The sequence below is a fragment of the Rhizobium sp. CG4 genome (assembly GCF_023701965.1).
Classification (GTDB): Bacteria; Pseudomonadota; Alphaproteobacteria; order Rhizobiales; family Rhizobiaceae; genus Agrobacterium.
Genome location: NZ_JABAEG010000002.1, coordinates 231222 through 255810, shown reverse-complemented (window position 1 = coordinate 255810; position 24589 = coordinate 231222). Strand labels below are relative to the sequence as shown.

General features: G+C 55.9%; 25 protein-coding genes. 21 read left to right on the top strand and 4 right to left on the bottom strand.

All coding sequences use genetic code 11. The features are described from left to right. The first annotated feature begins 31 nt into the window (after positions 1–31). The 5 genes from HGO37_RS06385 (at position 32) to HGO37_RS06365 (ending at position 5028) form a co-directional block, all read left to right on the top strand. The gene (locus HGO37_RS06385) at positions 32–751 is read left to right on the top strand and encodes a response regulator transcription factor (protein ID WP_250982637.1); all 720 of its coding nucleotides are present in this window, start codon (positions 32–34) and stop codon (positions 749–751) included. Between the two features lie 177 nt (positions 752–928). Next, complete coding sequence (gene clpS / locus HGO37_RS06380; RefSeq protein WP_250982636.1) at positions 929–1285, top strand: ATP-dependent Clp protease adapter ClpS; 357 nt, start codon at positions 929–931, stop codon at positions 1283–1285. A 10-nt stretch (positions 1286–1295) separates the two neighbouring features. Continuing rightward, complete coding sequence (gene clpA / locus HGO37_RS06375) at positions 1296–3797, top strand: ATP-dependent Clp protease ATP-binding subunit ClpA (RefSeq protein WP_250982635.1); 2502 nt, start codon at positions 1296–1298, stop codon at positions 3795–3797. 134 nt (positions 3798–3931) lie between these two features. Further along, positions 3932–4687 (top strand): AzlC family ABC transporter permease, encoded by a 756-nt coding sequence (locus HGO37_RS06370; RefSeq protein WP_250982634.1) that lies wholly within the window; start codon positions 3932–3934, stop codon positions 4685–4687. Then, the gene (locus HGO37_RS06365; RefSeq protein ID WP_250983223.1) at positions 4687–5028 is read left to right on the top strand and encodes an AzlD domain-containing protein; all 342 of its coding nucleotides are present in this window, start codon (positions 4687–4689) and stop codon (positions 5026–5028) included. The genes HGO37_RS06370 and HGO37_RS06365 overlap by 1 nt, the downstream gene beginning before the upstream one ends. A gap of 90 nt (positions 5029–5118) precedes the next feature. Here the strand turns inward: HGO37_RS06365 and HGO37_RS06360 are convergent, their stop codons facing one another. From HGO37_RS06360 to HGO37_RS06345, 4 genes are read right to left on the bottom strand one after another with little or no spacing between them, the layout of a single operon-like run. Continuing rightward, positions 5119–5541 (bottom strand): HIT family protein, encoded by a 423-nt coding sequence (locus HGO37_RS06360; RefSeq protein ID WP_192487767.1) that lies wholly within the window; start codon positions 5539–5541, stop codon positions 5119–5121. 53 nt (positions 5542–5594) lie between these two features. After that, complete coding sequence (locus tag HGO37_RS06355; protein ID WP_250982633.1) at positions 5595–6779, bottom strand: GNAT family N-acetyltransferase; 1185 nt, start codon at positions 6777–6779, stop codon at positions 5595–5597. After that, complete coding sequence (locus HGO37_RS06350) at positions 6776–7531, bottom strand: glycerophosphodiester phosphodiesterase (protein WP_250982632.1); 756 nt, start codon at positions 7529–7531, stop codon at positions 6776–6778. Before HGO37_RS06350 ends, HGO37_RS06355 begins: the two co-directional genes overlap by 4 nt. Further along, positions 7528–7998, bottom strand: coding sequence for a RidA family protein (locus HGO37_RS06345; protein WP_250982631.1), 471 nt, complete (start codon positions 7996–7998; stop codon positions 7528–7530). Before HGO37_RS06345 ends, HGO37_RS06350 begins: the two co-directional genes overlap by 4 nt. Positions 7999–8116: 118 nt before the next feature. Between HGO37_RS06345 and HGO37_RS06340 the strand changes: the two genes are divergently transcribed. From HGO37_RS06340 to HGO37_RS06265, 16 genes are all read left to right on the top strand, one after another. After that, positions 8117–8962, top strand: a complete 846-nt coding sequence (locus tag HGO37_RS06340) for a cell envelope integrity EipB family protein (RefSeq protein WP_192487771.1) — start codon at positions 8117–8119, stop codon at positions 8960–8962. A 227-nt stretch (positions 8963–9189) separates the two neighbouring features. Further along, positions 9190–9957: a 30S ribosomal protein S2 gene (gene rpsB, locus HGO37_RS06335; RefSeq protein ID WP_192487772.1), complete on the top strand. Its 768-nt coding sequence runs from the start codon at positions 9190–9192 to the stop codon at positions 9955–9957. A gap of 255 nt (positions 9958–10212) precedes the next feature. Then, on the top strand, positions 10213–11139 hold the full coding sequence (gene tsf, locus HGO37_RS06330; protein ID WP_250982630.1) for a translation elongation factor Ts: 927 nt from the start codon (positions 10213–10215) through the stop codon (positions 11137–11139). Between the two features lie 98 nt (positions 11140–11237). Beyond that, entirely contained in the window at positions 11238–11960 is a 723-nt protein-coding gene (gene pyrH / locus HGO37_RS06325) for a UMP kinase (protein WP_192487774.1), read from the top strand. 65 nt (positions 11961–12025) lie between these two features. Further along, a complete protein-coding gene (gene frr, locus HGO37_RS06320) occupies positions 12026–12583 on the top strand; it encodes a ribosome recycling factor (RefSeq protein WP_192487775.1) in 558 nt (185 codons plus the stop codon). 72 nt (positions 12584–12655) lie between these two features. Then, positions 12656–13399, top strand: a complete 744-nt coding sequence (locus tag HGO37_RS06315; RefSeq protein ID WP_250982629.1) for an isoprenyl transferase — start codon at positions 12656–12658, stop codon at positions 13397–13399. Beyond that, positions 13399–14232, top strand: coding sequence for a phosphatidate cytidylyltransferase (locus HGO37_RS06310; protein WP_250982628.1), 834 nt, complete (start codon positions 13399–13401; stop codon positions 14230–14232). The genes HGO37_RS06315 and HGO37_RS06310 overlap by 1 nt, the downstream gene beginning before the upstream one ends. A gap of 41 nt (positions 14233–14273) precedes the next feature. Then, positions 14274–15407, top strand: coding sequence for an RIP metalloprotease RseP (gene rseP / locus HGO37_RS06305; RefSeq protein ID WP_502941400.1), 1134 nt, complete (start codon positions 14274–14276; stop codon positions 15405–15407). A 200-nt stretch (positions 15408–15607) separates the two neighbouring features. After that, positions 15608–17929, top strand: coding sequence for an outer membrane protein assembly factor BamA (gene bamA / locus HGO37_RS06300; protein WP_250982627.1), 2322 nt, complete (start codon positions 15608–15610; stop codon positions 17927–17929). 50 nt (positions 17930–17979) lie between these two features. After that, positions 17980–19044 (top strand): UDP-3-O-(3-hydroxymyristoyl)glucosamine N-acyltransferase, encoded by a 1065-nt coding sequence (gene lpxD / locus HGO37_RS06295; protein ID WP_250982626.1) that lies wholly within the window; start codon positions 17980–17982, stop codon positions 19042–19044. Then, entirely contained in the window at positions 19037–19504 is a 468-nt protein-coding gene (gene fabZ, locus HGO37_RS06290; protein WP_192487780.1) for a 3-hydroxyacyl-ACP dehydratase FabZ, read from the top strand. Before lpxD ends, fabZ begins: the two co-directional genes overlap by 8 nt. After that, positions 19501–20313, top strand: coding sequence for an acyl-ACP--UDP-N-acetylglucosamine O-acyltransferase (gene lpxA, locus HGO37_RS06285; protein WP_250982625.1), 813 nt, complete (start codon positions 19501–19503; stop codon positions 20311–20313). Before fabZ ends, lpxA begins: the two co-directional genes overlap by 4 nt. 2 nt (positions 20314–20315) lie before the next feature. Continuing rightward, positions 20316–21182 carry an LpxI family protein gene (locus HGO37_RS06280; protein WP_250982624.1) on the top strand — a complete coding sequence of 289 codons (867 nt, stop codon included), beginning with the start codon at positions 20316–20318 and terminating at the stop codon, positions 21180–21182. After that, the gene (lpxB, locus tag HGO37_RS06275) at positions 21179–22363 is read left to right on the top strand and encodes a lipid-A-disaccharide synthase (RefSeq protein WP_250982623.1); all 1185 of its coding nucleotides are present in this window, start codon (positions 21179–21181) and stop codon (positions 22361–22363) included. The genes HGO37_RS06280 and lpxB overlap by 4 nt, the downstream gene beginning before the upstream one ends. Positions 22364–22590: 227 nt before the next feature. Beyond that, positions 22591–23478 carry a DMT family transporter gene (locus HGO37_RS06270; RefSeq protein ID WP_192487784.1) on the top strand — a complete coding sequence of 296 codons (888 nt, stop codon included), beginning with the start codon at positions 22591–22593 and terminating at the stop codon, positions 23476–23478. Positions 23479–23612: 134 nt separating this feature from the next. Then, positions 23613–24584, top strand: a complete 972-nt coding sequence (locus HGO37_RS06265; protein WP_250982622.1) for a glutathione S-transferase family protein — start codon at positions 23613–23615, stop codon at positions 24582–24584. Positions 24585–24589 lie beyond the last annotated feature (5 nt).

Genomic DNA, 24589 nt, shown 5'->3' with positions numbered 1-24589 from the left:
GCGCATTCACGGCGACAGGCCGCGTGATATCTTGACGATAGGCAGCACTGACTGGGCAGATATCGTACTGAGAACCAACCGGGTATCGTCAGCTGAACAGGCCGCGAAGGTGCTTTCCGACGTACAGTGGCTGTTTGGTTTCCGCGCCTATTATGTGTTCGACCGACCGAAGGCGAGCGGCTTGGCCTTTGAAGAATCGCACCGGTTTTCCAATTTCACGGATCTGTTTCTGTCACGGTTGAAGGCAACCGTGCCTGACTTCGAAGACAAGATCTTCATTGATTCTCTGTCGCGGCTTATGCCTGTGCCGTGGTTTATGGAGGAATACAGCAAGCGCGCCATGTTGAGCGATGCGGCCGTTAAGCTGTTTACGGAATCACGGCTGACCATGGGTGTGAATTTTCCAGGCTTTGGCCTGTGGGACAAGATTCGTATCGTCGGCTTTGCTGGCGCTCGAAAAAGGCCGGAACGTGACGAGCTTGATCAACTTAATTTGTTGATGATCCAGATGCATGAACGCCTGTCTTTGGTGTTCAGGCCGCAGGACAACACTGAAACCACGATGACATCTCTGGAAAAGCAGGTGCTTCATGCAGTCTCCGAAGGAAATCGTGTGGCGCATGTGGCCGGAAATCTTGGTCTTTCCACACGCACAGTTCAATATCTGATGAATTCCATTTGCCGAAAGCTGGATGCTTCTTCGGTAGAACATGCCGTTGCCAGTGCCTTGCGGCAGGGGCTTATCTACTGAAATACTGAACTTTATGCCCTTTGCGATGGTGTTCGTAAAACTGCAAGTAAATTCATTTGATTTTACGGTTGCGTCAAAGGGGCTTAAAATCGCAATCTGAACACTTAAATAAGTGGGGAAGGGATTTGATTTCCGATATGATCTCCCCACCGGAATTGATTTGGAGAATGATGAAACATGATCGCTAAGCCGATCTACATGCAGGGTGAAGGTGACAATGATGGTGAAGGCGGTACCAACCGCGGAACATCGGTTATCACCCGCACTAAGCCCAAAACCAAAAAACCAAATCTCTACCGGGTTTTGCTTTTGAACGACGACTATACGCCAATGGAATTCGTGATCCATATTCTGGAGCGCTTTTTCCAGAAAGACCGCGAAGCGGCAACGCGTATCATGTTGCACGTCCATCAGCATGGGGTCGGTGAATGTGGTGTCTTTACATATGAAGTCGCCGAGACGAAAGTAAGTCAGGTCATGGATTTCGCCCGACAGCATCAGCATCCGCTGCAATGCGTCATGGAAAAGAAATGAGGATCGCAACGTGCCAACTTTTTCCCCAAGTCTTGAGAAGGCGCTGCATCAGGCATTGACCTTTGCCAACGAGCGTCATCATGAATATGCAACTCTTGAACACCTGCTTCTGGCACTGATCGACGATGCAGACGCAGCAGCCGTTATGGGTGCGTGCAACGTCAATCTGGACGTTCTGCGCAAGACCGTCGGCGACTATATCGATAATGAACTGTCCAACCTCGTCACGGGTTATGATGAGGATTCCAAACCGACATCCGGTTTCCAGCGCGTCATCCAGCGTGCGGTCATTCACGTCCAGTCGTCTGGCCGGGAAGAGGTAACAGGCGCCAACGTGCTTGTTGCGATCTTTGCCGAGCGTGAAAGCCACGCCGCTTACTTCCTGCAGGAGCAGGAGATGACCCGTTACGATGCGGTCAACTACATCTCGCACGGTATCGGCAAACGTCCGGGCACGTCCCAGACCAGAACACCGCGTGGGTCCGAAGACGGCGAACCGGAAAACAAGGCTCCGCGCAGTGACGAGGATGCCGGTCCGAAGAAGCAGCAGGATGCCTTGAAGGCTTACTGCGTCAACCTCAATGAAAAGGCCAAGGTCGGCAAGATCGATCCGCTGATCGGCCGCCACGAAGAGGTCAACAGGACCATTCAGATCCTGTGCCGTCGCTCCAAGAACAACCCGCTTTATGTGGGTGATCCTGGCGTCGGTAAAACGGCGATTGCCGAAGGTTTGGCCAAGCGTATCGTGGAAGGCAAGGTGCCGGAAGCACTGCGCAACGACACGATCTTCTCGCTCGACATGGGCACGCTTCTGGCGGGCACACGTTACCGCGGTGACTTTGAGGAACGTTTGAAGCAGGTCGTCAAGGAACTCGAAGAGTTTCCTGGTGCGGTGCTGTTCATCGACGAAATCCACACGGTTATCGGTGCCGGTGCGACCTCCGGCGGCGCAATGGATGCTTCAAACCTGTTGAAGCCAGCCTTGTCCTCCGGTTCCATCCGCTGCATCGGTTCGACGACCTACAAGGAATATCGCCAGTTCTTCGAAAAGGACCGGGCCTTGGTTCGTCGCTTCCAGAAGATCGACGTCAATGAGCCATCGATCGATGATGCCATCGAGATCATGAAGGGCCTCAAGCCATATTTCGAAGATTACCATCATCTTCGTTATACCAATGAAGCCATCAAGGCGGCGGTTGAGCTGTCGGCACGTTACATTTCCGACCGCAAGCTGCCGGATAAGGCAATTGACGTGATCGATGAAACCGGTGCCGCACAGATGTTGCTGCCAGCGTCGCGTCGTCGCAAGCTGATCACCGAAAAGGAGATTGAGGTTACGATTGCCACCATGGCCCGTATTCCGGCGAAAACCGTTTCCAAGGACGACGAGATGGTTCTCGCCAACCTTGAAAAGGAGCTGCTGTCGGTCGTTTACGGTCAGGATACGGCGATTGAAGCTCTGTCCACGGCCATCAAGCTGGCCCGTGCGGGCTTGCGCGAACCCAACAAGCCGATCGGCTCCTATGTCTTCTCCGGCCCGACGGGCGTGGGCAAGACCGAGGTTGCCAAGCAGCTTGCTGCGTCGCTCGGTGTGGAGATGCTGCGCTTCGACATGTCGGAATATATGGAACGTCACACCGTTTCGCGGTTGCTTGGCGCACCTCCCGGCTATGTCGGTTTCGACCAGGGTGGTCTGTTGACCGATGGCGTTGATCAGCATCCGCATTGCGTCGTGCTGCTGGACGAAATCGAAAAGGCCCATCCGGATATCTACAACATCCTGTTGCAGGTTATGGACCACGGCTCGCTGACCGACCACAACGGCAAGAAGATCGACTTCCGCAACGTCATTCTGATCATGACGACCAATGCGGGCGCATCGGAAATGGCCAAGTCGGCAATCGGTTTCGGTTCGTCCAAGCGTTCGGGTGAGGATGAAGAGGCATTGAACCGCCTGTTCACACCGGAATTCCGCAACCGTCTGGATGCGATCATTCCGTTCTCGCCGCTGCCAACCACCGTTATCCACCGCGTGGTTCAGAAGTTCGTTATGCAGCTGGAAAGCCAGCTTTCCGAGCGTAACGTCACTTTCGACCTGCATGAGGATGCGATTGCCTGGCTTGCAGAGCGTGGTTACGACGAAAAGATGGGCGCACGTCCGCTCAGCCGCGTCATTCAGGAACATATCAAGAAGCCTCTGGCCAATGAGATCCTGTTCGGCAAGCTGAAAAAGGGCGGTGTCGTTACCGTGACCGTCGGCAAGAAGGACGATGGCAAGGACGGTCTGGTTCTGGAATCTCATCCAGAAACCGCACCGGTCAAGCCAAAGCCGGAAGCCGAGTTGAAAGCTGCCAAGGCAGCCAAGACAAAGGTCAAGGCTGCCAGCAAAACGGCCAAGGCCGAGCAGGCGGAAACCGAGGTTCTGGTCGTGGATGAGCCGGAAAAGGCAAAGTCTGAAACCAAGGCACCACGCAAGGCCAACACGGTGCCGAAGGTGCCAAAGAAGAAATAAGCGACAGCTTGTAATCAACGAAGTGCCGGGTAAAACCCGGCACTTTTTATATGTGCCCGGCACTGTTCACAAAACATTCGGGCCACCATTTTTTGACCTGCGCGCAGCAGGTTGTGATCCATGAAAGCGTGACAATGTCTGCGGAAGTAAATCAGGGTACGCATGCCCTGTGGTTTGCCAAGGGAATGAAGGGGATATTCTCCTTGCCCGCCATGATCCTCATGGCGTCCTTCATTGGCTTTAGCGCCTTTGCCCTGGAATCCGGTTTTACCCGTGAACAGGCTGTGTTCATGACCTTTACCGTCTGGGCCTTGCCAGCCAAGATGATCCTGATCGGTTCGATGTTGGGTGGCGCCAATCTGGCGGCATGTTTCCTGGCGGTGACATTGTCTTCCGTGCGCATGATGCCGATGGTCGCCTCCATTGTGCCGGACCTGAAAACCTCACGCACACCCACCTGGCTTTTGCTGTTTCTGTCGCATTTCGTGGCAATTACCGCTTGGGTGTTCACCACCCAGAACATCAATTCCGTGCCACGTCCGTTTCGTGTGTCATGGTTTGCCGGTTTTGCCATCACGCTGACGCTGGTCAACACGCTGATCGTGGCAGTGTCCTTCGGCATCGTTGCGTCCTTTCCGCCGCTGGTGGCGGGCGTGCTGTTTTTCATGACGCCGGTCTACTTCGTGGCCTCCATCTGGGCGTCTGCCACCCATTCGGTGGTCAAGGTCGCCTTTATCATCGGCCTGATCGCCGGCCCGCTCTTTGCGATGATCGAACCGGAATTCGATATCATCTATGCCGGGCTGGGTGGCGGCACGCTGGCTTATTTCATTGACCGCTGGTGGTTTCGCCGCAAGATCCAGTCGCAACACGGGGAGATCGAACCATGATCGCCCTGGAAGGTTGGTGGCCTTATCTGTTGATTGCCGTTGCCGGCTGGCTCGCCACCGACATCTGGCGCTGGCTTGGCGTGATTGCTGGCAACAGGCTGAAAGAGGGCTCTGAGGCGCTGTACTGGGTGAGGGCGGTTGCCACCGCTCTTGTCATGGCCGTGACAGCCAAGCTGATCGTGTTTCCAACCGGCACGCTGGAGCAAACGCCGATGTGGTTGCGCATTGGTGCGGCCAGCATCGGTTTTGCAGCTTTCCTGCTTTTGGGCCAGCGCGTGCTGGTGGGTGTGGCAGTGTCGATCCTGCTGTTGACCGCAGGGTTGCTGTTCATCGGTTTCTGAACGTGATAGCACGCATGAAAAAGGCAGCTTACCCCGGGGGAAGCTGCCTTTTCGTTTTTCTGTCAGACGCATTGATATGCGCCGAGATGATTACAATGCGTCGCGCACCTTCTGTGCATTGGCAGCCAATACAGCGCCATCCTCCATCGTGCCGGAATGAGGCTTCAACGGCTCGCCTTCCTTGCGAGGCACGACGTGGAAATGCAGATGGAACACGGTCTGTCCGGCCGCCGGCTCATTGAACTGCGCGACGTAAACGCCATCCGCATCAAAGGCCTCCTTGGCGGCATTGGCGAGTTTTTGCACGACAGGCAGGGTCTTTGCCAGCACGGCAGGGTCCGCATCGAACAGATTGCGCGAACCGGTCTTTGGTATCACCAGCAGGTGACCCGGTGCCTGCGGCATCACATCCATGAAGGCCAGCGTGTCGTCATCCTCGTAAACCTTGTGGCAGGGAATTTCGCCACGCAGGATTTTTGCAAAGATGTTGTTGTCGTCATAACCGGTGGTCATTGGAAGCTCTCCTCATGAAGTAAAGGGCAATAGACGGTCTGGAGATTAAAGGTTCACTCCTGCCGTTCGCCTTTGCGGAATGGGCTGTGGTCGTCAAGATAGTCGCTGATCTGCTCCACTTCCTCGCGCTCTCGTTCGAGATAGGCGGAAATGGCGTTGCGCAGACCGGCATGGGCAATGAAATGCGCCGAATGGGTGGTAACCGGCGTATAACCGCGCGCCAGCTTGTGTTCGCCCTGCGCGCCGGCCTCAACCCGCTGCAGGCCGCGCGACAGCGCAAAATCGATGGCCTGATGGTAACAGACCTCAAAATGCAGATAGGGGTGGTCTTCAATGCAGCCCCAATGGCGGCCATACAGCGCATCGGAGCCGATGAAGTTGATGGCGCCAGCCACATAACGCCCGTCGCGTTTGGCCATGACAAGCAGGATGTCATCCGCCATGCGTTCGCCAATCAGCGAATAGAAGCTGCGGGTCAAATAGGGGCGTCCCCATTTGCGGCTGCCGGTATCCATGTAGAAGGTATAGAACTGGTCCCAGATTTCCTCGGTCAGGTCGCTGCCGGTTAGCCAGTCGATGCTGATGCCGTTATCCAGCGCTGCCTTGCGTTCTTTCCTCAAATCCTTGCGCTTGCGCGACGACAGCGCATCCAGAAAATCCGCATGGTCGCGGAACCCACTATTGATGAAATGGAACTGCTGGTCGGTGCGATGCAGAAAACCTGCATCCGTCAGAGCCTGTGTGTCACCATCCGGTGTGAAGGTGACATGGGCGGAGGAAACGCCAATCTTTTCCGTGACCTGACGAAGACCCGAGGCCAGTACCGGCCGGAAGCGGGCAGCATCGACATCACCTGCCGTCAGCAGGCGCGGGCCGGTTGCCGGCGTGAACGGCACTGAACATTGCAGCTTGGGATAATAGTGGCCGCCAGCCCGCTCGAAAGCATCGGCCCAGCCATGGTCGAACACATATTCGCCCTTGCTGTGGTTCTTGAGATAAGCGGGGATGGCGCCAACGAGAACGCCGTCGCCGCGCTCCAGCAGCATATGGTGGCCAAGCCAGCCGGTTTCTGCGGTGGCTGATCCGGACTGTTCCATGGCCGATAGAAAGGCATGGGAGACGAACGGATTATAAGGTTCCATCCGCATTGTTTTCGACGCGCCGGAAAGCCTGTTCCAGTCTTCCGGGTCGATATCGCCAAAGGATTGTTCAATGCGGATGGAGTATTCTTCGCTCATGCGTTTGCCGACTGGCTCTCTCTTGGGTCAGAACCGCGAGGGTCAAATCCCTCGAATGTCATCTGGTCTGCATATTTATAGGTAATCGCACGGGCATTTTCATCCCTTACTGTCCAGGTAATTACCGGAATGCTCAATTTGCGCTGCGCCTCGATGAAGCTGTTGGGCAAATGACCGTAGTGATAGGAGATGAAATCGATGCCGATCTGCATCGCCTCGTCATGACGGAAAAACTCTTCCGGTTTGTCACCTTCCGCTGTCAGGCCGATTGGCCATGGTGAACCGGCCCTTTTCAGGTCCTTCAGCAGGTGGTGGTCAAAGCTCATCAGCGCAACCGGGCCCTGGTAACCCTCGAGGTCTTCCAGCACGGCTTCGGCAAAACCGTCATCCACGCCTTCGCCTTCACGCCCCTTCAGTTCGATGACCAGCGGCACCTTGCCGGCGCAAAGCTTCAACAACTGTTTCAGGGTTGGAATACGGTCCTTTGTTTGGCCGACCGACAACAGACCAAGCTCGGCGGAGGTCTTTTCGCGCACATCGCCCTTCATGCCGGTCAGGCGCTCCATATCGTCATCATGGAAAACAACGGGAACACTGTCTGCTGCCAGTTGCACGTCGCACTCAATGGCAAAACCGGCCTCGATGGCACGGCTGAAGGCGGACAGCGTGTTTTCCCACACCTGATGGTTCATGTCATGATAGCCGCGATGGGCGACGGGCTGGGCTGTCAAAAAGGCAAGCTTTACGGTCATACGTCTATTTCCACGATTGCGTCGATCTCGACGGCAGCATTGAAGGGCAGGGAAGCAACGCCAACGGCGGCGCGGGCATGCTGGCCCGCTTCACCGAAAACATGGCCAATGAGGTTGGAAGCCCCGTTGATGACAAGGTGCTGTTCTACAAATTCCGGAACCGAGGCCACGAAGCCGGTCAGCTTGACCACGCGGCGTACTTTGGAAAGGTCTCCATCAAGGGCGGCTTTGACCTGTGCGATGATATTGACGGCGCACAGTTCTGCGGCGCGTTGGGCGCCTGCCACGTCGACATCTTGGCCCACATGACCGGTCACCGCAATCTTGCCTGATTCCATGGGCAATTGCCCCGAGACATAAAGAAGATTGCCGCTGATGGCGAAAGGAACGTAGTTTGCCGCAGGTGCCGCAGCAACTGGCAGTGTATAACCAAGCTCTTTAAGGCGCCCTTCAATGACATCAGACATTTTTGACTCGCGGTTTTGTTGTAAAACGAACAAGAATCCGGCATTCAGGATGGACGATCCCAAGCGACGGGCGCATGCTTTCTACAATATGGGCGATGAGTCCAACAGGAGATATTGAATGTTAGTTCGCAACATTGCGTTTGTTTTCGTCGCCAGCCTTTCAGGCTCCATTGCAGGCGCGGCGCAAGCAATACCTGGCACTGCTGCGACAGGCCTGATTGCCCACCGTGCGGTTTATGATCTCGAACTGCGCGATTCCACCGATCGTTCCGGCATTGAAGACATGTCCGGCCGCATGGTCTACGAGTTTACCGGCTCTGCATGTCAGGGATACAAAACCGATTTCCGTTTCGTCACCCAGATCAATACCGGCGATGCCGTGCGCATGACCGACCAGCAGACGACGACGTTTGAAGACGCGGCCGCAAAAAAGTTCACCTTCGACACCAAATCGTTCACCGACGATAAGCTGGACAAGGAAGTCGGCGGCTCGGCAGCCGAATCGGACGCCGGCACGGTTGTCGATCTGGTGCGGCCCGACAGCCGCAAGGTCGATCTGGTGGCCAGCGACTTCCCGACCGAACACATGCTGCAGGTCATCGACAATGCCCGCGCCGGCAAGCGCATGTTCGAATCACGTATTTTTGACGGTTCCGACAATGGCGATGAAAGCCTGATAACCTCGACGCTGGTCGGCAAATCGCAGACACCTGTCTCTGATGACAAGGAAGCAGGCGAGGCGGGCCAGTTTTCCAAGGCGCCGTTCTGGCCTGTGACCATTGCCTATTTCAATGACAAGAGCGGCACGGATGCGCTGCCGATCTACCGTATGTCGTTCAAGCTCTATGAAAACGGCATCACCCGTGATCTGGTTCTCGATTACGGTGACTTTGTTTTGACCGGCAAGCTGAAAAAGCTCGATATTCTCGAAACGGCTTCCTGCGACAAGCAAACCCAGAAATGACATGGGCGTGCCTGAAAAGCGTGTAACAAACGCAGTTCAGGCGCCTGTTGTGTCAAAATTCTCTCTTATTCGCTTGCTTTTTTCGTAAAGCGGCGGTATGCGCCACACCATTCCACACGCGAAGCTTGGGATGTTCCGGGAGAAATCCGGTTCGTTCCGCCCGGTGGCACTCTTTAAAACAGTGCTGTTCGCTTCGCGGGGGTTAAACCGGAAAAGGAGTTACAGGCATGGCATTGCCAGATTTTTCTATGCGCCAGCTTTTGGAAGCAGGCATTCACTTCGGTCACCAGACACACCGCTGGAACCCGAAAATGAAGCCGTACATCTTCGGCGATCGTAACAACATTCACATCATCGACCTGGCTCAGACCGTTCCGATGCTGTCGCGCGCCCTTCAGGTCGTGTCCGACACCGTTGCTCGTGGCGGCCGCGTTCTGTTCGTTGGTACGAAGCGTCAGGCTTCCGACATCATCGCAGACAGCGCAAAGCGTTCGGCTCAGTACTACGTCAACTCGCGTTGGCTCGGTGGTATGATGACCAACTGGAAGACGATCTCCAACTCGATCCAGCGTCTTCGCAAGCTCGACGAGATCCTGAATTCGGAAGGCTCTGGCTACAACAAGAAAGAGCGTCTGAACCTTGAGCGCGAGCGCGAAAAGCTCGACAAGGCTCTCGGCGGTATCCGCGATATGGGCGGCACCCCAGACCTGATGTTCATCATCGACACCAACAAGGAAAAGATCGCAATCGAAGAAGCCAAGCGTCTTGGTATTCCGGTTGTTGCAATCATCGACTCCAACTGCGATCCAGACAGCATCGACTTCCCGATCCCAGGTAACGACGACGCTTCCCGCGCAATCGCGCTGTACTGCGATCTGATCGCTCGCGCTGCCATCGATGGCATCGCACGCCAGCAGGGCGCTTCGGGCCGTGACCTCGGCGCTTCCGAGGAGCTGCCAGTTGAGCCAGCTCTCGAAGACGAAGCAGGCGCCTGATATTAAGGCCGTTGGGCGACCCTAGGGTCGCCTTTCACAATCAGGATGCGCAGGGCCGTTTCTGACCGTCAGGTCGACGGCCTTGTTTGTTTAAGCCCGCTCTGTCCTTTGAGTTTTCGGGGCAGGGCGAGCTGATAAAGTTTCGTGATGGGTTTTTCATCACGCTGTCATAATACCGGGACATTCGTTCCAAAACTTGGCGTCGGTGCCGCGTGATTCCGCCGGTTGACCGACTGAAGCGACAAGAGGCACACAATGACTGAAATCACAGCCGCAATGGTAAAGGAACTGCGCGAGAAGTCCGGCGCAGGCATGATGGATTGCAAAAAGGCTCTGGCCGAAACCAATGGCGACATGGAAGCCGCTATCGATTGGCTGCGCGCCAAGGGTATCGCCAAGGCTGACAAGAAGTCTGGCCGTACCGCTGCTGAAGGTCTCGTTGGCATTGCAACGATCGGCCACAAGGCTGTTGTCGTTGAAGTTAACTCTGAAACCGACTTCGTTGCCCGTAACGATGCCTTCCAGGACATCGTTCGCGGTATTGCGCAGGTTGCTCTGACAACCGATGGCACTGTTGAGGCAGTTGCTTCCGCCAACTACCCTGCAACTGGCAAGTCTGTTTCCGACTCGCTCAAGGACGCTATCGCGACCATTGGCGAAAACATGACCCTGCGTCGTTCGGCTGCTCTTGAAGTTGAGCACGGCGTTGTTGCAACCTACATCCACAACGCTGCTGGCGACGGCATCGGCAAGCTGGGCGTTCTGGTTGCTCTGAAGTCTGTTGGCGACAAGGAAGTTCTGAACTCTGTTGGCCGTCAGGTTGCCATGCACATTGCTGCAACCAACCCGCTTGCTATCCGTTCTGAAGAAGTTGACGCTGCTGTTGCAGAGCGCGAGCGCAACGTATTCATCGAGCAGGCCCGTGAATCCGGCAAGCCAGAAGCCATCATCGAAAAGATGGTTGAAGGCCGTATGCGCAAGTTCTTCGAAGAAGTTGCTCTTCTGTCGCAGGCTTTCGTTGTTAACCCGGACATCACCGTTGGCCAGGCTGTCAAGGACGCTGAAAAGCTCGCTGGCGCTTCCATCGAAGTAACCGGTATGGTTCGTCTTCTGCTCGGCGAAGGCGTCGAAAAGGAAGAAAGCGACTTCGCTGCTGAAGTTGCAGCGGCTGCAAAAGGCTGATTGCCTCTTCACCAAACAGTGAAAAAGCTGAGGGCATCGCGTGACAACGCGGTGCCCTTCGTGTATCGGCGTTTCGGATAGATTGCGAAGGATCAACAATGTCTCCCAAACCGCTTTATAACCGTGTTCTTCTCAAAGCGTCTGGCGAAGCCCTGATGGGGGATCAGGGGTTCGGTATTGACGTGAATATCGTCGACCGTATTGCTTCTGATATTGCCGAGGCCCGCGCTATGGGTGTCGAGGTTGGCGTCGTGGTCGGCGGCGGCAATATTTTCCGCGGCGTGGCCGTGGCGTCCAAGGGTGGTGACCGCGTCACCGGCGACCATATGGGCATGCTGGCAACCGTCATCAACGCGCTGGCGCTGGCGACATCGCTGCGCAAGCTCGATATCGACACCGTTGTGTTGTCGGCCATTGCCATGCCTGAGATCTGTGAGAGCTTCTCGCAGCGTGCGACGCTCTACCACCTGTCGCTTGGCCGCGTTGTGATCTTTGCCGGTGGCACAGGCAACCCGTTCTTCACCACCGACTCGGCTGCTGCACTGCGCGCAGCGGAAATGGGCGCACAGGCCATTTTCAAGGGCACGCAGGTGGACGGCATTTATTCTGCCGATCCGAAGAAGGTTCCGGATGCGACCCGCTTTGACGAGCTGACGCATTCCGAGGTTCTTGCCAAGGGCTTGGCAGTCATGGACGTTGCAGCCGTTGCTCTGGCCCGTGAGAACCATATTCCGATCATCGTCTTCTCGATCCACGAGAAGGGCGGTTTTGCACAGATATTGACCGGCGGCGGCCGCAAGACCATCGTGCACGATAAATAATCAGTATGAGGTGATTCCGTTTCCTGGAATTTTGCCTTTGCTGCCTGAAAAAGATGGAGTGAAAAATGAGTGGTGTTGACCTCAATGACATCAAGCGTCGTATGGATGGCGCAATTAACGCATTCAAGAGCGATATCGCGTCCCTGCGGACGGGCCGTGCTTCGGCCAACATTCTTGATCCGGTAACAGTTGATGCCTATGGTTCGCGTGTTCCGCTCAATCAGGTGGCCAACATTACCGTTCCAGAATCACGCATGCTTGGCGTGTCCATCTGGGACAAGACCATGGTTGGTGCTGTTGACCGCGCCATCCGCGAATCCAACCTCGGCCTGAACCCGATTGTTGACGGTCAGAACCTGCGTATTCCTCTGCCGGAACTGAACGAAGAGCGCCGCAAGTCGCTCGTCAAGGTCGCGCATGATTATGCGGAAAAGTCCAAGGTCGCTATTCGCCACGTTCGCCGTGACGGCATGGACGACCTGAAAAAAGCCGAAAAGGATGGCGACATCGGCCAGGACGAGAGCCGTTCGCTTTCTGAAAAGGTGCAGAAAATGACGGATGATACCATTACGGATATCGACCGCTTGCTTTCTGAAAAGGAAAAGGAAATCATGCAGGTTTGATGGCGTATTTACAGCCTCGTTACACTGCAGTCTTAATGCTTTTCGTGTCCGTTTTTGTTGACTTGGATCCCCATGCCAAACGTTGATAGTTCTTCTATTCCCGAGCATGTTGCCATCATTATGGATGGTAATGGACGCTGGGCAAAGCAACGTGGCCTTCCTCGTGTCATGGGACACAAGCGAGGCGTTGAGGCTGTGCGCGAAGTTGTGCGTGCATCTGCTGATTATGGCATCAGGTATCTGACCCTGTTTGCCTTTTCCTCTGAAAACTGGCGCCGTCCGGAAGCCGAGATCAATGATCTCCTGGGGCTCCTGAAGGCGTTCATCCGCCGCGACCTGGCTGACCTGCATCGCTCGAACGTGCGCGTTCGGGTGATTGGTGAGCGCACAAATCTCGGTTCGGACATCAAGTCTCTGTTGCTGGAGGCTGAGGAAACCACACGCAATAACACCGCGCTGACGCTGGTGATTGCGTTTAATTACGGCTCGCGCGATGAAATTGCGCGTGCTGTCGCTGGCATGGCGCGGGATGTTGCTGCGGGACTTCTGTCTCCCGCCGACATTACCCCCGACAGCATCTCTGCACGGCTGGATACGGCCGGTATTCCAGACCCGGACCTGATTATTCGTACCAGCGGCGAGGAGCGTCTGTCCAACTTCCTTCTGTGGCAGGCCGCTTATTCCGAACTGGTGTTTGTGCCGGACTTCTGGCCAGACTTTGATCGCCATCACTTCATGGCAGCCCTAGAGCAGTACAGATTGCGTGACCGCCGCTTTGGCGGGTTGACAGCGCAGGCTGCTGTGGCTGGTGCCTGATGAGCCGTGAACTCAAGCTGCGGATCGTTTCCGCATTGGTCATGGCTGGGGTCATTCTGTTCGCAACATGGAACGGCGGAATGATCTTCCGTTTCGTGGCGGCGGCTATTGCCCTGTTGATCTATTATGAGTGGACCAAGATCACCAAGCTCGGTGAAACCAATCCTGCCGGTTATTCCTGGGGCTGGTTTGCCATTGCCGTCATTGCCGGCAATACGCTGTTTGGTGAACCGTCTCTCGATCTGCCATTGTTGTGCGGTTTCACCCTCACGGCGACGATTTTCCCCATTCTGCGTGGCAAGAACTGGTGGCTGGTTGGCGGCATCGTTTACGCCGGCCTCAGCGGCATTTCGCTGGCAGCCATCCGTGGCGATGATTTCCCCGGCCTCGTGTCGATGCTGTTCATCTTTGCGGTTGTCTGGGGAACCGACATTCTGGCCTACTTCGTGGGCAGGGCGATTGGCGGTCCAAAGCTTGCGCCATCCATCTCGCCCGGCAAGACCTGGTCAGGTGCAATTGGTGGTACGGTTTCTGCCGTTATTGCCGGTGGTATCGTGGCCTTTGCCTATAAGGGCGAGCTGAGTTTCAGCGTCATTTTGCTGGCCGTGGTCTTGTCTGCCTTCAGTCAGATCGGTGATCTGTTCGAATCATTTATCAAGCGCCGTTTTGGCGTGAAGGATTCCAGCCATCTGATCCCTGGCCATGGCGGGGTTATGGACCGGGTTGACGGACTTGTTTTCGCCTGCTTTACCGTATTTGTAATCGCGGTTGTCCATGCCGCCTACACCGGTTACGCACCCGGTTCGACTGGTGGGCTTCTGCTGGGCTTTTGATTCGCAGATATTTCGCAATCGTGTGAAGAACGGAAGTTATGATGAGTGTGCTGATGTCGGTGCTGGGTTTCCTCGGGGGCTATATTGTTCCGTTCATCCTCGTGCTCACGGTTCTGGTGTTCGTGCATGAGATGGGCCACTACCTTGTCGGTCGCTGGTCTGGTGTGCGTGTAACCGCCTTTGCCGTCGGTTTCGGCCCGGAACTTCTCGGTTATACCGACAAGCACGGCACGCGCTGGAAACTCTGCGCAATTCCGCTTGGCGGCTATGTAAAATTCTTCGGCGATGAAGACGCAGCCAGCAAACCGGACAGCGATGGCCTGTCCAGAATGTCGCTGGAAGAGCGCGGCCAGACGCTGGCCGGCGCAAAACTGTGGAAAAGAGCGGCGACTGTTGCCGCCGGTCCCATCGCCAACTTCATTCTCGCCATCGCGATCTTTGCCGTCATGTTCGGGATTTACGGTCGCACGGTTGCTGATCCTGTCGTGGCTGAAGTGCGCGAAAACAGTGCCGCGGCCGTCGCCGGTGTCTTGCCAGGTGACCGCCTTATCGCGCTTGATGGCAACCGCGTTGCAACCTTCGAAGATGTGCGTCGCTACATCAGCATTCGTCCGGGTTCGCAGGTCGATGTGACGATCGAGCGTGGTGGCCAGCAGCAGGTTTTGAAGATGGTGCCGGAGCGCACCGACACGACTGACCAGTTTGGCAACAAGATCGAATTGGGCATCATTGGCATCGTAACCAACCAGGATAGCGGCAATTTCCGCCATATTACCTATACGCCAATCGAGGCGCTGGGTGAGGGCGTGCGCGAGACCGGACAGATCGTCACCGGTACATTCCGCTACATCGGTAATCTTGTCATGGGTCGCATGAAACCCGATCAATTGGGCGGTCCTGTGCGGGTCGCACAAGCTTCGGGCCAGATGGCAACTCTAGGTGTTTCTGCAGTTATCCAGTTGGCGGCGGTCCTGTCGGTTTCGATAGGCTTGCTTAACCTTATGCCTGTTCCGGTTCTGGACGGCGGCCACTTAGTATTCTATGCGGTCGAGGCAGTGCGGGGGCGGCCATTGGGTGCTGGCGCACAGGAAGTTGCGTTTAGGATAGGGCTTGCCATGATTTTCAGCCTTATGGTATTTGCGACATGGAATGATATCAGCAGCTTGCTCGGGTAAGGTGCGTATTTAAGTAGTTTTGTTAGTCGATTGTTTACTATGTTTTCACGCCGTCGTGGCGATTTGGTCACGCGAAGCGACGAAGTAAACAGAAATTAACGTTGGCGCTTGCTTGTAGAGGAAAAGCAGGTAAAACGACGCAGATGGCCGGAGTCGGGTTCTGCCCGCTGAGGGACAACGGGAAAAGGTAAGAAGTGAAAATGAAGGCTGGTTCAAGATTTTTGAACGCGGTATCGGCGGTTGCGCTATCTGCTGGTGTTGCTTCGGTTGTGGGCGTGGGAGTGCTTGCTTCTTCGGGTGTTGCTAACGCTGCTGTTATTAACAGAGTGGATGTGCGTGGCGCTGAACGGGCAGGGGCTGATGCCGTTCGTTCCAACATCACGATCCAACCCGGCAAGAACTTTTCCAACGCTGATATCGACGAATCCGTAAAGCGTCTTTACGCGACGGGTTACTTCTCTGGCGTCAGTATGAGCGTTTCCGGCAGCACACTGGTTGTGACTGTCAGCGAAAACCAGCTGGTCAACCAGGTTGTTTTCAACGGTAACCGCAAGATCAAGGATGACAAGCTGTCTGGCGTCGTGCAGACCCAGCCGCTCGGCCCTTACGATCCTTCGCTGGTAACCGCTGATATCGAGCGTATCAAGCAGGCTTATTCTGCAATCGGTCGTAGCGACGTTGAAGTCACGACGCAGACGGTAACGGTTGGCGAAGGCCGCGTTAACCTCGCATTCGTGATCAACGAAGGCGAGCGCACCAAGATTGCACGCATCGATTTCGTTGGTAACAAGGCTTACAGCGACGGCCGCCTCGCAGCCGTTCTGTCGACCAAGAAGTCCAACATGCTGTCGTTCCTGACCCGTAAGGACGTTTACAGCGAAGACAAGTTGCGCACCGACGAAGAAACACTGCGTCAGTTCTACTACGACCGTGGTTATGCTGACTTCCGCGTTGTTTCGTCTGAAGCCGTTCTGGACGAACAGTCCAACGAATACACAATCACCGTTACGGTTGAAGAAGGCCCACGTTACGACTTCGGTCCTGTTGCGGTCGAATCGACAGTTGACGGCGTTGACTCCGGCGAACTGCAGGGTCTGCTGGAAAGCCGCGAAGGCAATCATTACAGCGCCACCAATGTTCAGAAGAGCATGGAATCCATTTCCAAGCGTGTTGCTGCAGCCGGTTATCCGTTTGCACGCGTTACGCCCCGTGGTGACCGCAACTTCGGCACCAACACAATCGGCGTGACTTACATTGTTGACCAGGGCGAGCGCGCTTATGTTGAGCGTATCGAAATCCGTGGCAACACCCGTACACGTGACTACGTTATCCGTCGCGAATTCGACATCAGCGAAGGCGATGCGTTCAACCAGCAGGTTGTAACTGCTGCCAAGCGTCGTCTTGAAGCTCTTGGTTACTTCGCCAACGTCAACATTTCCACAGCTCCGGGCAGCGCTGCTGACCGCGTTGTGATCGTTGTTGATGTTGAAGATCAGCCAACAGGTTCGTTCGGTATCGGTGCAGGTTACTCCGAATCGGATGGCGTTCTGCTCGAAGCTTCGGTTGAAGAAAAGAACTTCCTCGGTCGCGGCCAGTTCATTCGTCTGGCAGTCGGCGCTGGTGAAGACAACGCCCGTACCTACAACCTTTCGTTCACCGAGCCTTATTTCCTCGGTTACCGTCTGGCCGCTGGTTTCGACGTGTTCCGCAGCCAGAGCTCGAGCGAAGACTACTACGATTACACGGAACAGGGCTTCACGCTTCGCGTAACCGCTCCAATTACCGAAGAGTTGGCAACAACCTTCCGCTACACCTACAAGGACTTCGAGTACGAGGGTGACGGCAATTGGGAAGCTGGATCTAACTTGGCGGAGCCATACAAGGATTTGATCAGAGGTGGAAAATGGAGCCAGTCCGTTATTTCCAACACGATCAACTACAACACGCTGGATGACCGCCAGACACCACGCTCCGGTTGGCAGGCGCTGTTGACCAACGAATTTGCGGGTATCGGCGGTGACTCCGAATACTACAAGATCTACGGTAAGGCTCGTTATTACCACACGCTTTCGGATGAGTTCGACATCATCGGCTCTCTGACCGCAGCTGCTGGTTACGTTGTTCCGACCGGCGACAATCTGTACGTCTTCGACCAGTTCAAGATCGGTGGACGCCAGATCCGCGGCTTCGAAAACGACGGTATCGGTCCACGTATCGACGGCGACTCGATTGGCGGCACGACCTACTTCACCGTTTCGGCTGAAGCAACGTTCCCAATGCCGGGTATTCCTGAAGACGTCGGTCTGCGCGGCGCGGTTTATGCCGACGCTGGTACGCTGTACGGCAACAAGACGGGCTACGCTTCCGAAGGTGAAAGCAGTGCACTGCGCGCTTCCGCTGGTATCGGTATCATCTGGGCATCGCCTTTTGGACCACTGCGTGTTGACTATGCAGTACCGTTCATGAAGGAAGACTATGACGAGGAACAGCGTTTCCGGTTTGGAATCTCGAACAACTTCTGATATCGGCAGTCCAGAACTGCGAGTTTGAACTGTTCTGGAGTTCCCTGTTGATGGACTATAATGAATTTTTTCCGCCCCATGATGGGATTAAGCTGGCCAAACTGGCTGAAATGCTTGGGGCGGAACTCTCGGAACCGAACGAGGGTGAACGTATCGTTCGTTCGGTAGCTCCGGTTTACCGTGCTGCGCCTGATCAGGTCTGTTACATCCTGTCGCGCAAGAACCGGGCCGAGCTTGAAACATGCAATGCTGCAGCCATCATTTGTGATGTCGCGCTGAAAAGCCTCATTCCCGCACATATTCCTGCTCTTTTGACCAAGGTGCCCCACACGGCCTTTGCCAATGCCGGTGCAATCCTGCATCCCATTGCCATGCAGCCGTCGCCGGTTGTCGACGTTGTTGGCGATATTTCGCCTGCCGCGCATGTCGATCCGACTGCACGATTGGAAGAGGGCGTAATTGTCGAGCCGATGGCCGTTATCGGCGCGCGCGCCAATATTGGTGCCGGTACCCGAATCGGTGCAGGCGCCATCATCGGCTCTGATGTCAAAATCGGTCGCAACTGCACGATTGCCGCAGGCGCCAGCGTTCTGGCCGCCCTGATTGGCAACAATGTCATTTTGCACAATGGTGCGCGTATCGGCCAGGACGGTTTCGGTTACGCACCGGGCCCGCGCGGCATGTTGAAGATCGTTCAGGTTGGCCGCGTTATCATTCAGGACCATGTTGAGGTGGGCGCCAACACCACTATAGACCGTGGCACCATGGATGACACGGTGATTGGTGAAGGGACCAAGATCGACAATCAGGTCCAGATTGGCCACAACGTGCGTATCGGCCGCCATTGCGGCATCGTCAGCAAGGTTGGCATTGCCGGCAGCACCCGTATCGGTGACGGCGTGATGATCGGTGGTGCCGCAGGCATCAATGGTCATATTTCTATTGGAGACGGCGTGCAGATTGCTGCGATGAGCGGTGTTATGGCTGATGTACCGGCCGGTGCTCGTTACGGCGGCGCACCCGCACGCCCTATGAAACAATATCTGCGTGATATGGCCGAGCTTTTGGCCCGGGCGGATGAAAGAGATAAAAAAACAGGAGAAAAAAATGGCTGATGGCGAGGGGATTACGCTTGGATCCGCGGATATCAAGGAAATCATGCGGCTTTTGCCGCACCGTTATCCGTTTTTGCTGATTGACCGCATTGTGCAGATTGATGGCGACAACTCCGCCATCGGCATCAAGAACGTGACGGTCAACGAGCCACATTTTACCGGTCACTTCCCTGACCAGCCGATCATGCCAGGTGTTCTGCTGGTGGAAGCCATGGCCCAGACCGCAGGTGCGATCTGCTCGCGCAAGCAGGGCGGCGGCGGCAACCTGGTCTATTTCATGACCATCGACAATGCCCGTTTCCGCAAGCCGGTTGTGCCGGGTGACCGCGTGGAGTTCCATGTCGTCAAGCAGAAGCAGCGCGGCAATGTCTGGAAGTTTCATTGCGATGCCAAGGTTGATGGCGTTCTGGTTGCTGAAGCCGACATCGGCGCGATGATGGTGCCAGAGGGCCAGCAATGAGTGTTATTGCCGCTTCAGCCAAAATTCATCCGATGTCATTCATCGAAGATGGAGCCGTCATCGGTGAAAATGTGTCCATCGGACCATTTTGCCATGTAGGCCCGAAAGTTGTGCTGGGTGATAACGTGCAGCTGGTGAGCCATGTCGTGGTTCTCGGCAGAACCACGGTCGGCAAGGGTACCGTAATTTGGCCGTCAGCGGTGATTGGCGGCGATTCGCAAAGTGCCCATCACAGCGCCGTTGATACGACACTGGTGATTGGCGAAAACTGCACGATCCGCGAAGGTGTGACCATGAACACCGGTACGGTGGAACATGGCGGCACCACGATCGTTGGCGACAACAATCTGTTCCTGGCCTATTCGCACGTCGCGCATGATTGCCGTCTGGGCAACAACATCATCCTGTCCAACAATGTCATGCTGGCTGGCCACGTTACCGTTGGTGACCGCGCCATTCTGGGCGGCGGCAGCGCCGTGCACCAGTTTACCCGCATTGGCAGACAGGCGTTTATCGGCGGTCTCTCGGCGGTCAGCTATGATGTCATTCCCTATGGCATGCTGAACGGTAACCCCGGCGTGCTCAGCGGCCTCAACGTCGTTGGCATGACCCGCTCGGGCGTTGAACGTTCCGAAGTGCACCGCGGTCGTCGTGCCTACAAGGCGATCTTCGAAGGCGAGGGCTCCGCACGTGCCAATGCGGCCGCCATCCGTGATGAATATCTGGATTGCCCGCAGGTCATCGAAATTCTTGATTTTATCGGCGCGGATAGCGACCGGGCCCTGTCGTCACCTTTCAGAGGCAAATAACCGTGGCAAGCGGTGATCGGCTGGCCATTATCGCAGGAAGCGGTCTGCTGCCCCATTATGTGGCGAAGGCAGCCGTCGATGAAGGGGAAAGCCCCTTCATCGTGCGCCTGAAGAATGAAGCCGATCTGAACTGGGATGGCTATGAAAGCGAGATTATCGGCGTCGGTGATCTCGCAGGCCTTGAGCGAATTTTCAAAAACAACGGCATCGGCCGTGTCGTGCTGTCGGGCGGCGTAAAACGTCGTCCGGAATGGCGTGAAATCCATCCCAACCTCAAATCTCTCCTGAAAATTCCGTCCGTCATCAAAACCCTTCTGGCGAAGGGCGATGACGCCGTGCTGCAAATGGTGATGAAACTCATCGAGGCGCAGGGCTGCCGCGTGCTGGGCGCCCATGAGATCGTGCCCGGCCTGCTGGCCGTGACTGGCCCAATGGGTGCGAGGGCGCCTGACAAGGCCGATCAGGACGATATCAGTAAAGCCATGCATGCCGCCAAGACCATTGGTCTGTTGGATGTGGGGCAGGGTGCTGTCTCCGTTGGTGGCCGTATCGTGGCGCTGGAGGGTGTTGAAGGCACGGATGCCATGCTGGAGCGTGTGGCGCACTTGCGTGCCAATGGCCGTATCTCGCAGCGTCGCAAGGGCGTGCTGGTCAAGCTGTGCAAACCGCAGCAGGATATACGCGCCGATCTGCCAACCATCGGTCCATCGACCATTGCCAATGCTGCCAAGGCCGGTCTTGCCGGTATTGCGGTGGAGGCGGGACGTTCGCTGGTTCTCGACCGCGAAACCATGTTGAGAGATGCCGATCAGGCAGGCATATTTGTATGCGGCATCGATATGTCGCTGGGCGGAGACTTTAGGGGATGAACGATACACTCAAGGTTGGCGTCATCGCCGGTGAAGTCTCGGGCGACCTGTTGGGCGCCGACCTGATCCGCGCCCTCAAATTACTATATCCCGGCACGATTGAACTGGTGGGTGTTGGCGGTGACGCACTTGAGGCGGAAGGCCTGACCTCGCTGTTCGACTTTTCCGAACTGTCGATCATGGGTTTCACGCAGGTGCTGGCCAAGCTGCCAAAACTTCTGTCGCGCATCAAGCAGACGGCCAATGCGATTATTGCGGCAAAACCCGATGTCCTGCTGATCATCGACAGTCCCGATTTTACCCACCGCGTGGCAAAACGCGTGCGCGCCGCTCTACCATCCCTGCCTGTGGTCAATTACGTCTGCCCAAGCGTTTGGGCGTGGAAGGAATACCGCGCGCAGGCGATGTTGGCCTATGTTGACCATGTGCTGGCGGTATTGCCGTTTGAGCCTGAGGTCATGCAGCGCCTTGGCGGCCCCAAAACCACCTTTGTCGGCCATCGCCTGAGCGTTGAACCCAACCTGCTCGCGGCGCGCAATGAGCGCAATCAGAGGCTGGAGACAGGGGCGGACCAGACAAGAACCGTGCTTTTGTTACCCGGCTCACGATCTGCCGAAATTTCCAAGCTGATGCCTGCATTTGCGCAGGCTGCGCAGTCCTATGTCGAGCGCAACGGCGATACGGAATTTGTGCTGCCGACCGTCAAGAGACGCGAAGCGCTGGTCCGGCAGTTTGCCGCCAACTGGCCGCAAAACATCAAGCTGACCATCAGTGCCGAGAGCGATTTCAAATGGTCGTCCTTTGCCAAGGCAGATGCCGCCATTGCCGCATCCGGCACGGTCATTCTGGAACTGGCACTGGCCGGTGTGCCAACCGTTTCGGTCTACAAGACCGACTGGCTGTTTACGATGCTCAGCAAACGTATCAAAACCTGGACAGGCGCGCTTCCGAACCTGATCGCCGATTACGTGGTTGTGCCGGAATATATCAACGAGGTGGTGCGTCCAGGTTCCATGGTGCGGTGGCTGGAGCGCTTATCTTCCGACACCACCCAGCGCCGCGCCATGCTGGAAGGTTACGCGCTGGTCCAGCAGCGCCTGCACACCGAACGTTCACCAGGTGAACGCGCGGCAGAAATCCTGCTGGATGTCGTGAACGCCCGCAAGCCGGTACAGAATTAACTTCTAAACACTCTGTTTTGAGTCTTGGTTCACCATTCCTCGGCATTTCCGCAAAATATCTCATAAACGAACGAAAGCGGCCGCCGGTAGCCTTGCAGTTGCTGGCGGTTGGGAGTACCGCAGAACGACATATCTGTGCCTGCTTCGGCCGCACATCTTCTCTGCGCATACAATTCTGCCCCCATTTTTCGCCTTCATCACGCTCTGACACTGTCGAAAGTCTGCCAATGAATACGGGTTTTCTTCTGGGATTGCTTGCTTACGCAAGCTTTTCGGGGGGAGACGCCCTGATCAAATCGCTGGGCGGCAAGGTCAGTGTGTTTGAGATCGGCTTTTTCAGCATTTTGTTTTCCGCCTCGATCATCTTTTTCACCAAGCCGAAGGACGAGCGCTGGCGTGAGTTCTGGCGTATCAGCCGCCCATGGGCGGTGCATGGCCGTGCGATTTCCGGCTTGCTGGCCGGTATTCTCGGCATCTATGCCTTCACCACCATTCCGCTGGCCGAAGCCTATGCGCTGATCTTCCTGTCGCCGCTGTTCGTTACCATTCTTTCGGCACTGGTGCTGAAGGAGGATATTGGCATCTGGCGCTGGGCCGCCGTTTGTGCCGGCATTGTCGGGGTGATGATGGTCGTGCGTCCGGGTTTTCGTGAACTGCATCTTGGCCACGCCGCAGCGGTTGCGGTGGCCTTTCTGGCGGGCCTGACCATCGTGCTTCTGCGCTCACTGGCGGGTAAGGAAAAACGCACCTCGATCATGGGCGTGCTGTTGATCTACGGCCTGTTGTTTAACGGCCTTGCCTCCGTTCCGACCTTCCAGATGCCGGAATTGAAATATTTCGGCGTGTTCGCGTTGATCGGCACCTTTACGGCCATCGGCCAGATTACCCTGCTGATTGCCACCAAGATTGCGCCAGCCAGCCAGATTGCGCCCTCGCATTATTCGCAAATCCTCTGGGCGGTGGCGATTGGATCGCTGTTTTTCGGCGAATATCCGGACCGTCTGGCGGTCGCCGGTCTGGTGGTTATTGCCGGTGCTGGCCTGCTGACCATGTTCCGTGAAAAAATCCGCTTGGGCACCGTGCGCTGGAACCCGTTTTTCCGCAATCGGCTGTGAACCGGCGACAGTCTCAATCGTTATTCCTGAAAACGTTCTGATCGGTTACAGTGCGTCAACAAATGCGTGGCTTGTGGCCATTAAGCCTATGGCTTCATAACGATCCCATCAGATGACCGAATGAGGATCTTAACATGCTTGTCGACGGAAAATGGACTTCAGATTGGCACCCTGTTCAGGCGACGGATGCCAAGGGCGGTTTCGTGCGCCAGACATCCGGGTTCCGTCATTGGGTCACTGCGGATGGTTCGGCGGGACCGACAGGTGAGGGTGGTTTCAAGGCAGAAGCGGGTCGTTACCATCTCTATGTCGCGCTGATCTGCCCCTGGGCATCACGCACGTTGATTGGCCGCAATCTCAAGAAACTGCAGGACGTGATTTCCGTTTCAGTGGTCGAGCCCTCCATCTCGGACGAAGGCTGGCGTTTTGGCGACTATCCAGGCGCAAACCGCGACGAGATCAATGGCAAGTCCTATATGCATCAGATCTATACCAGCGCAGACCCGCACTACACCGGTCGCGCCACGGTGCCTGTGTTGTGGGACAAACAGACAGACACCATCGTCAACAATGAATCTGCGGATATTCTTCGCATGCTGAATTCGGGTTTTGGGGATCTGGCCGACAATTCGGTTGATCTGTACCCGACGCATTTGCGTGCCGAGATCGATGCGCTGAATGAGCGCATTTACCCCAACCTCAATAATGGTGTGTACCGCGCCGGTTTTGCCACCACACAAGGTGCTTATGACGAGGCCTTTGCCGATGTGTTCAACACGCTGGAAGAGCTGGAAACCCGCCTTGAGCGTAAGGGTCCGTTCCTGTTCGGTGACACGGTCACCGAAACCGACATCCGCCTGTTTGTAACGCTGGTGCGGTTTGATGCGGCCTATTACGGCCTGTTCAAATGCAATCTGAAGCGCATTGCCGATTATCCGGCACTCAGCCGCTTCCTCAATGAGATGCTTGATGTGCCGGGCGTGCGTGAAACCGTCAGTATCGACCACATCAAGCGCGGTTATTATTCGATCAAGGCGCTCAACCCGACGCAGATCGTGCCTTTTGGCCCTGATTTGCCGGGTCTGGCACCGGTTTCGCTATCCTGAGGGAG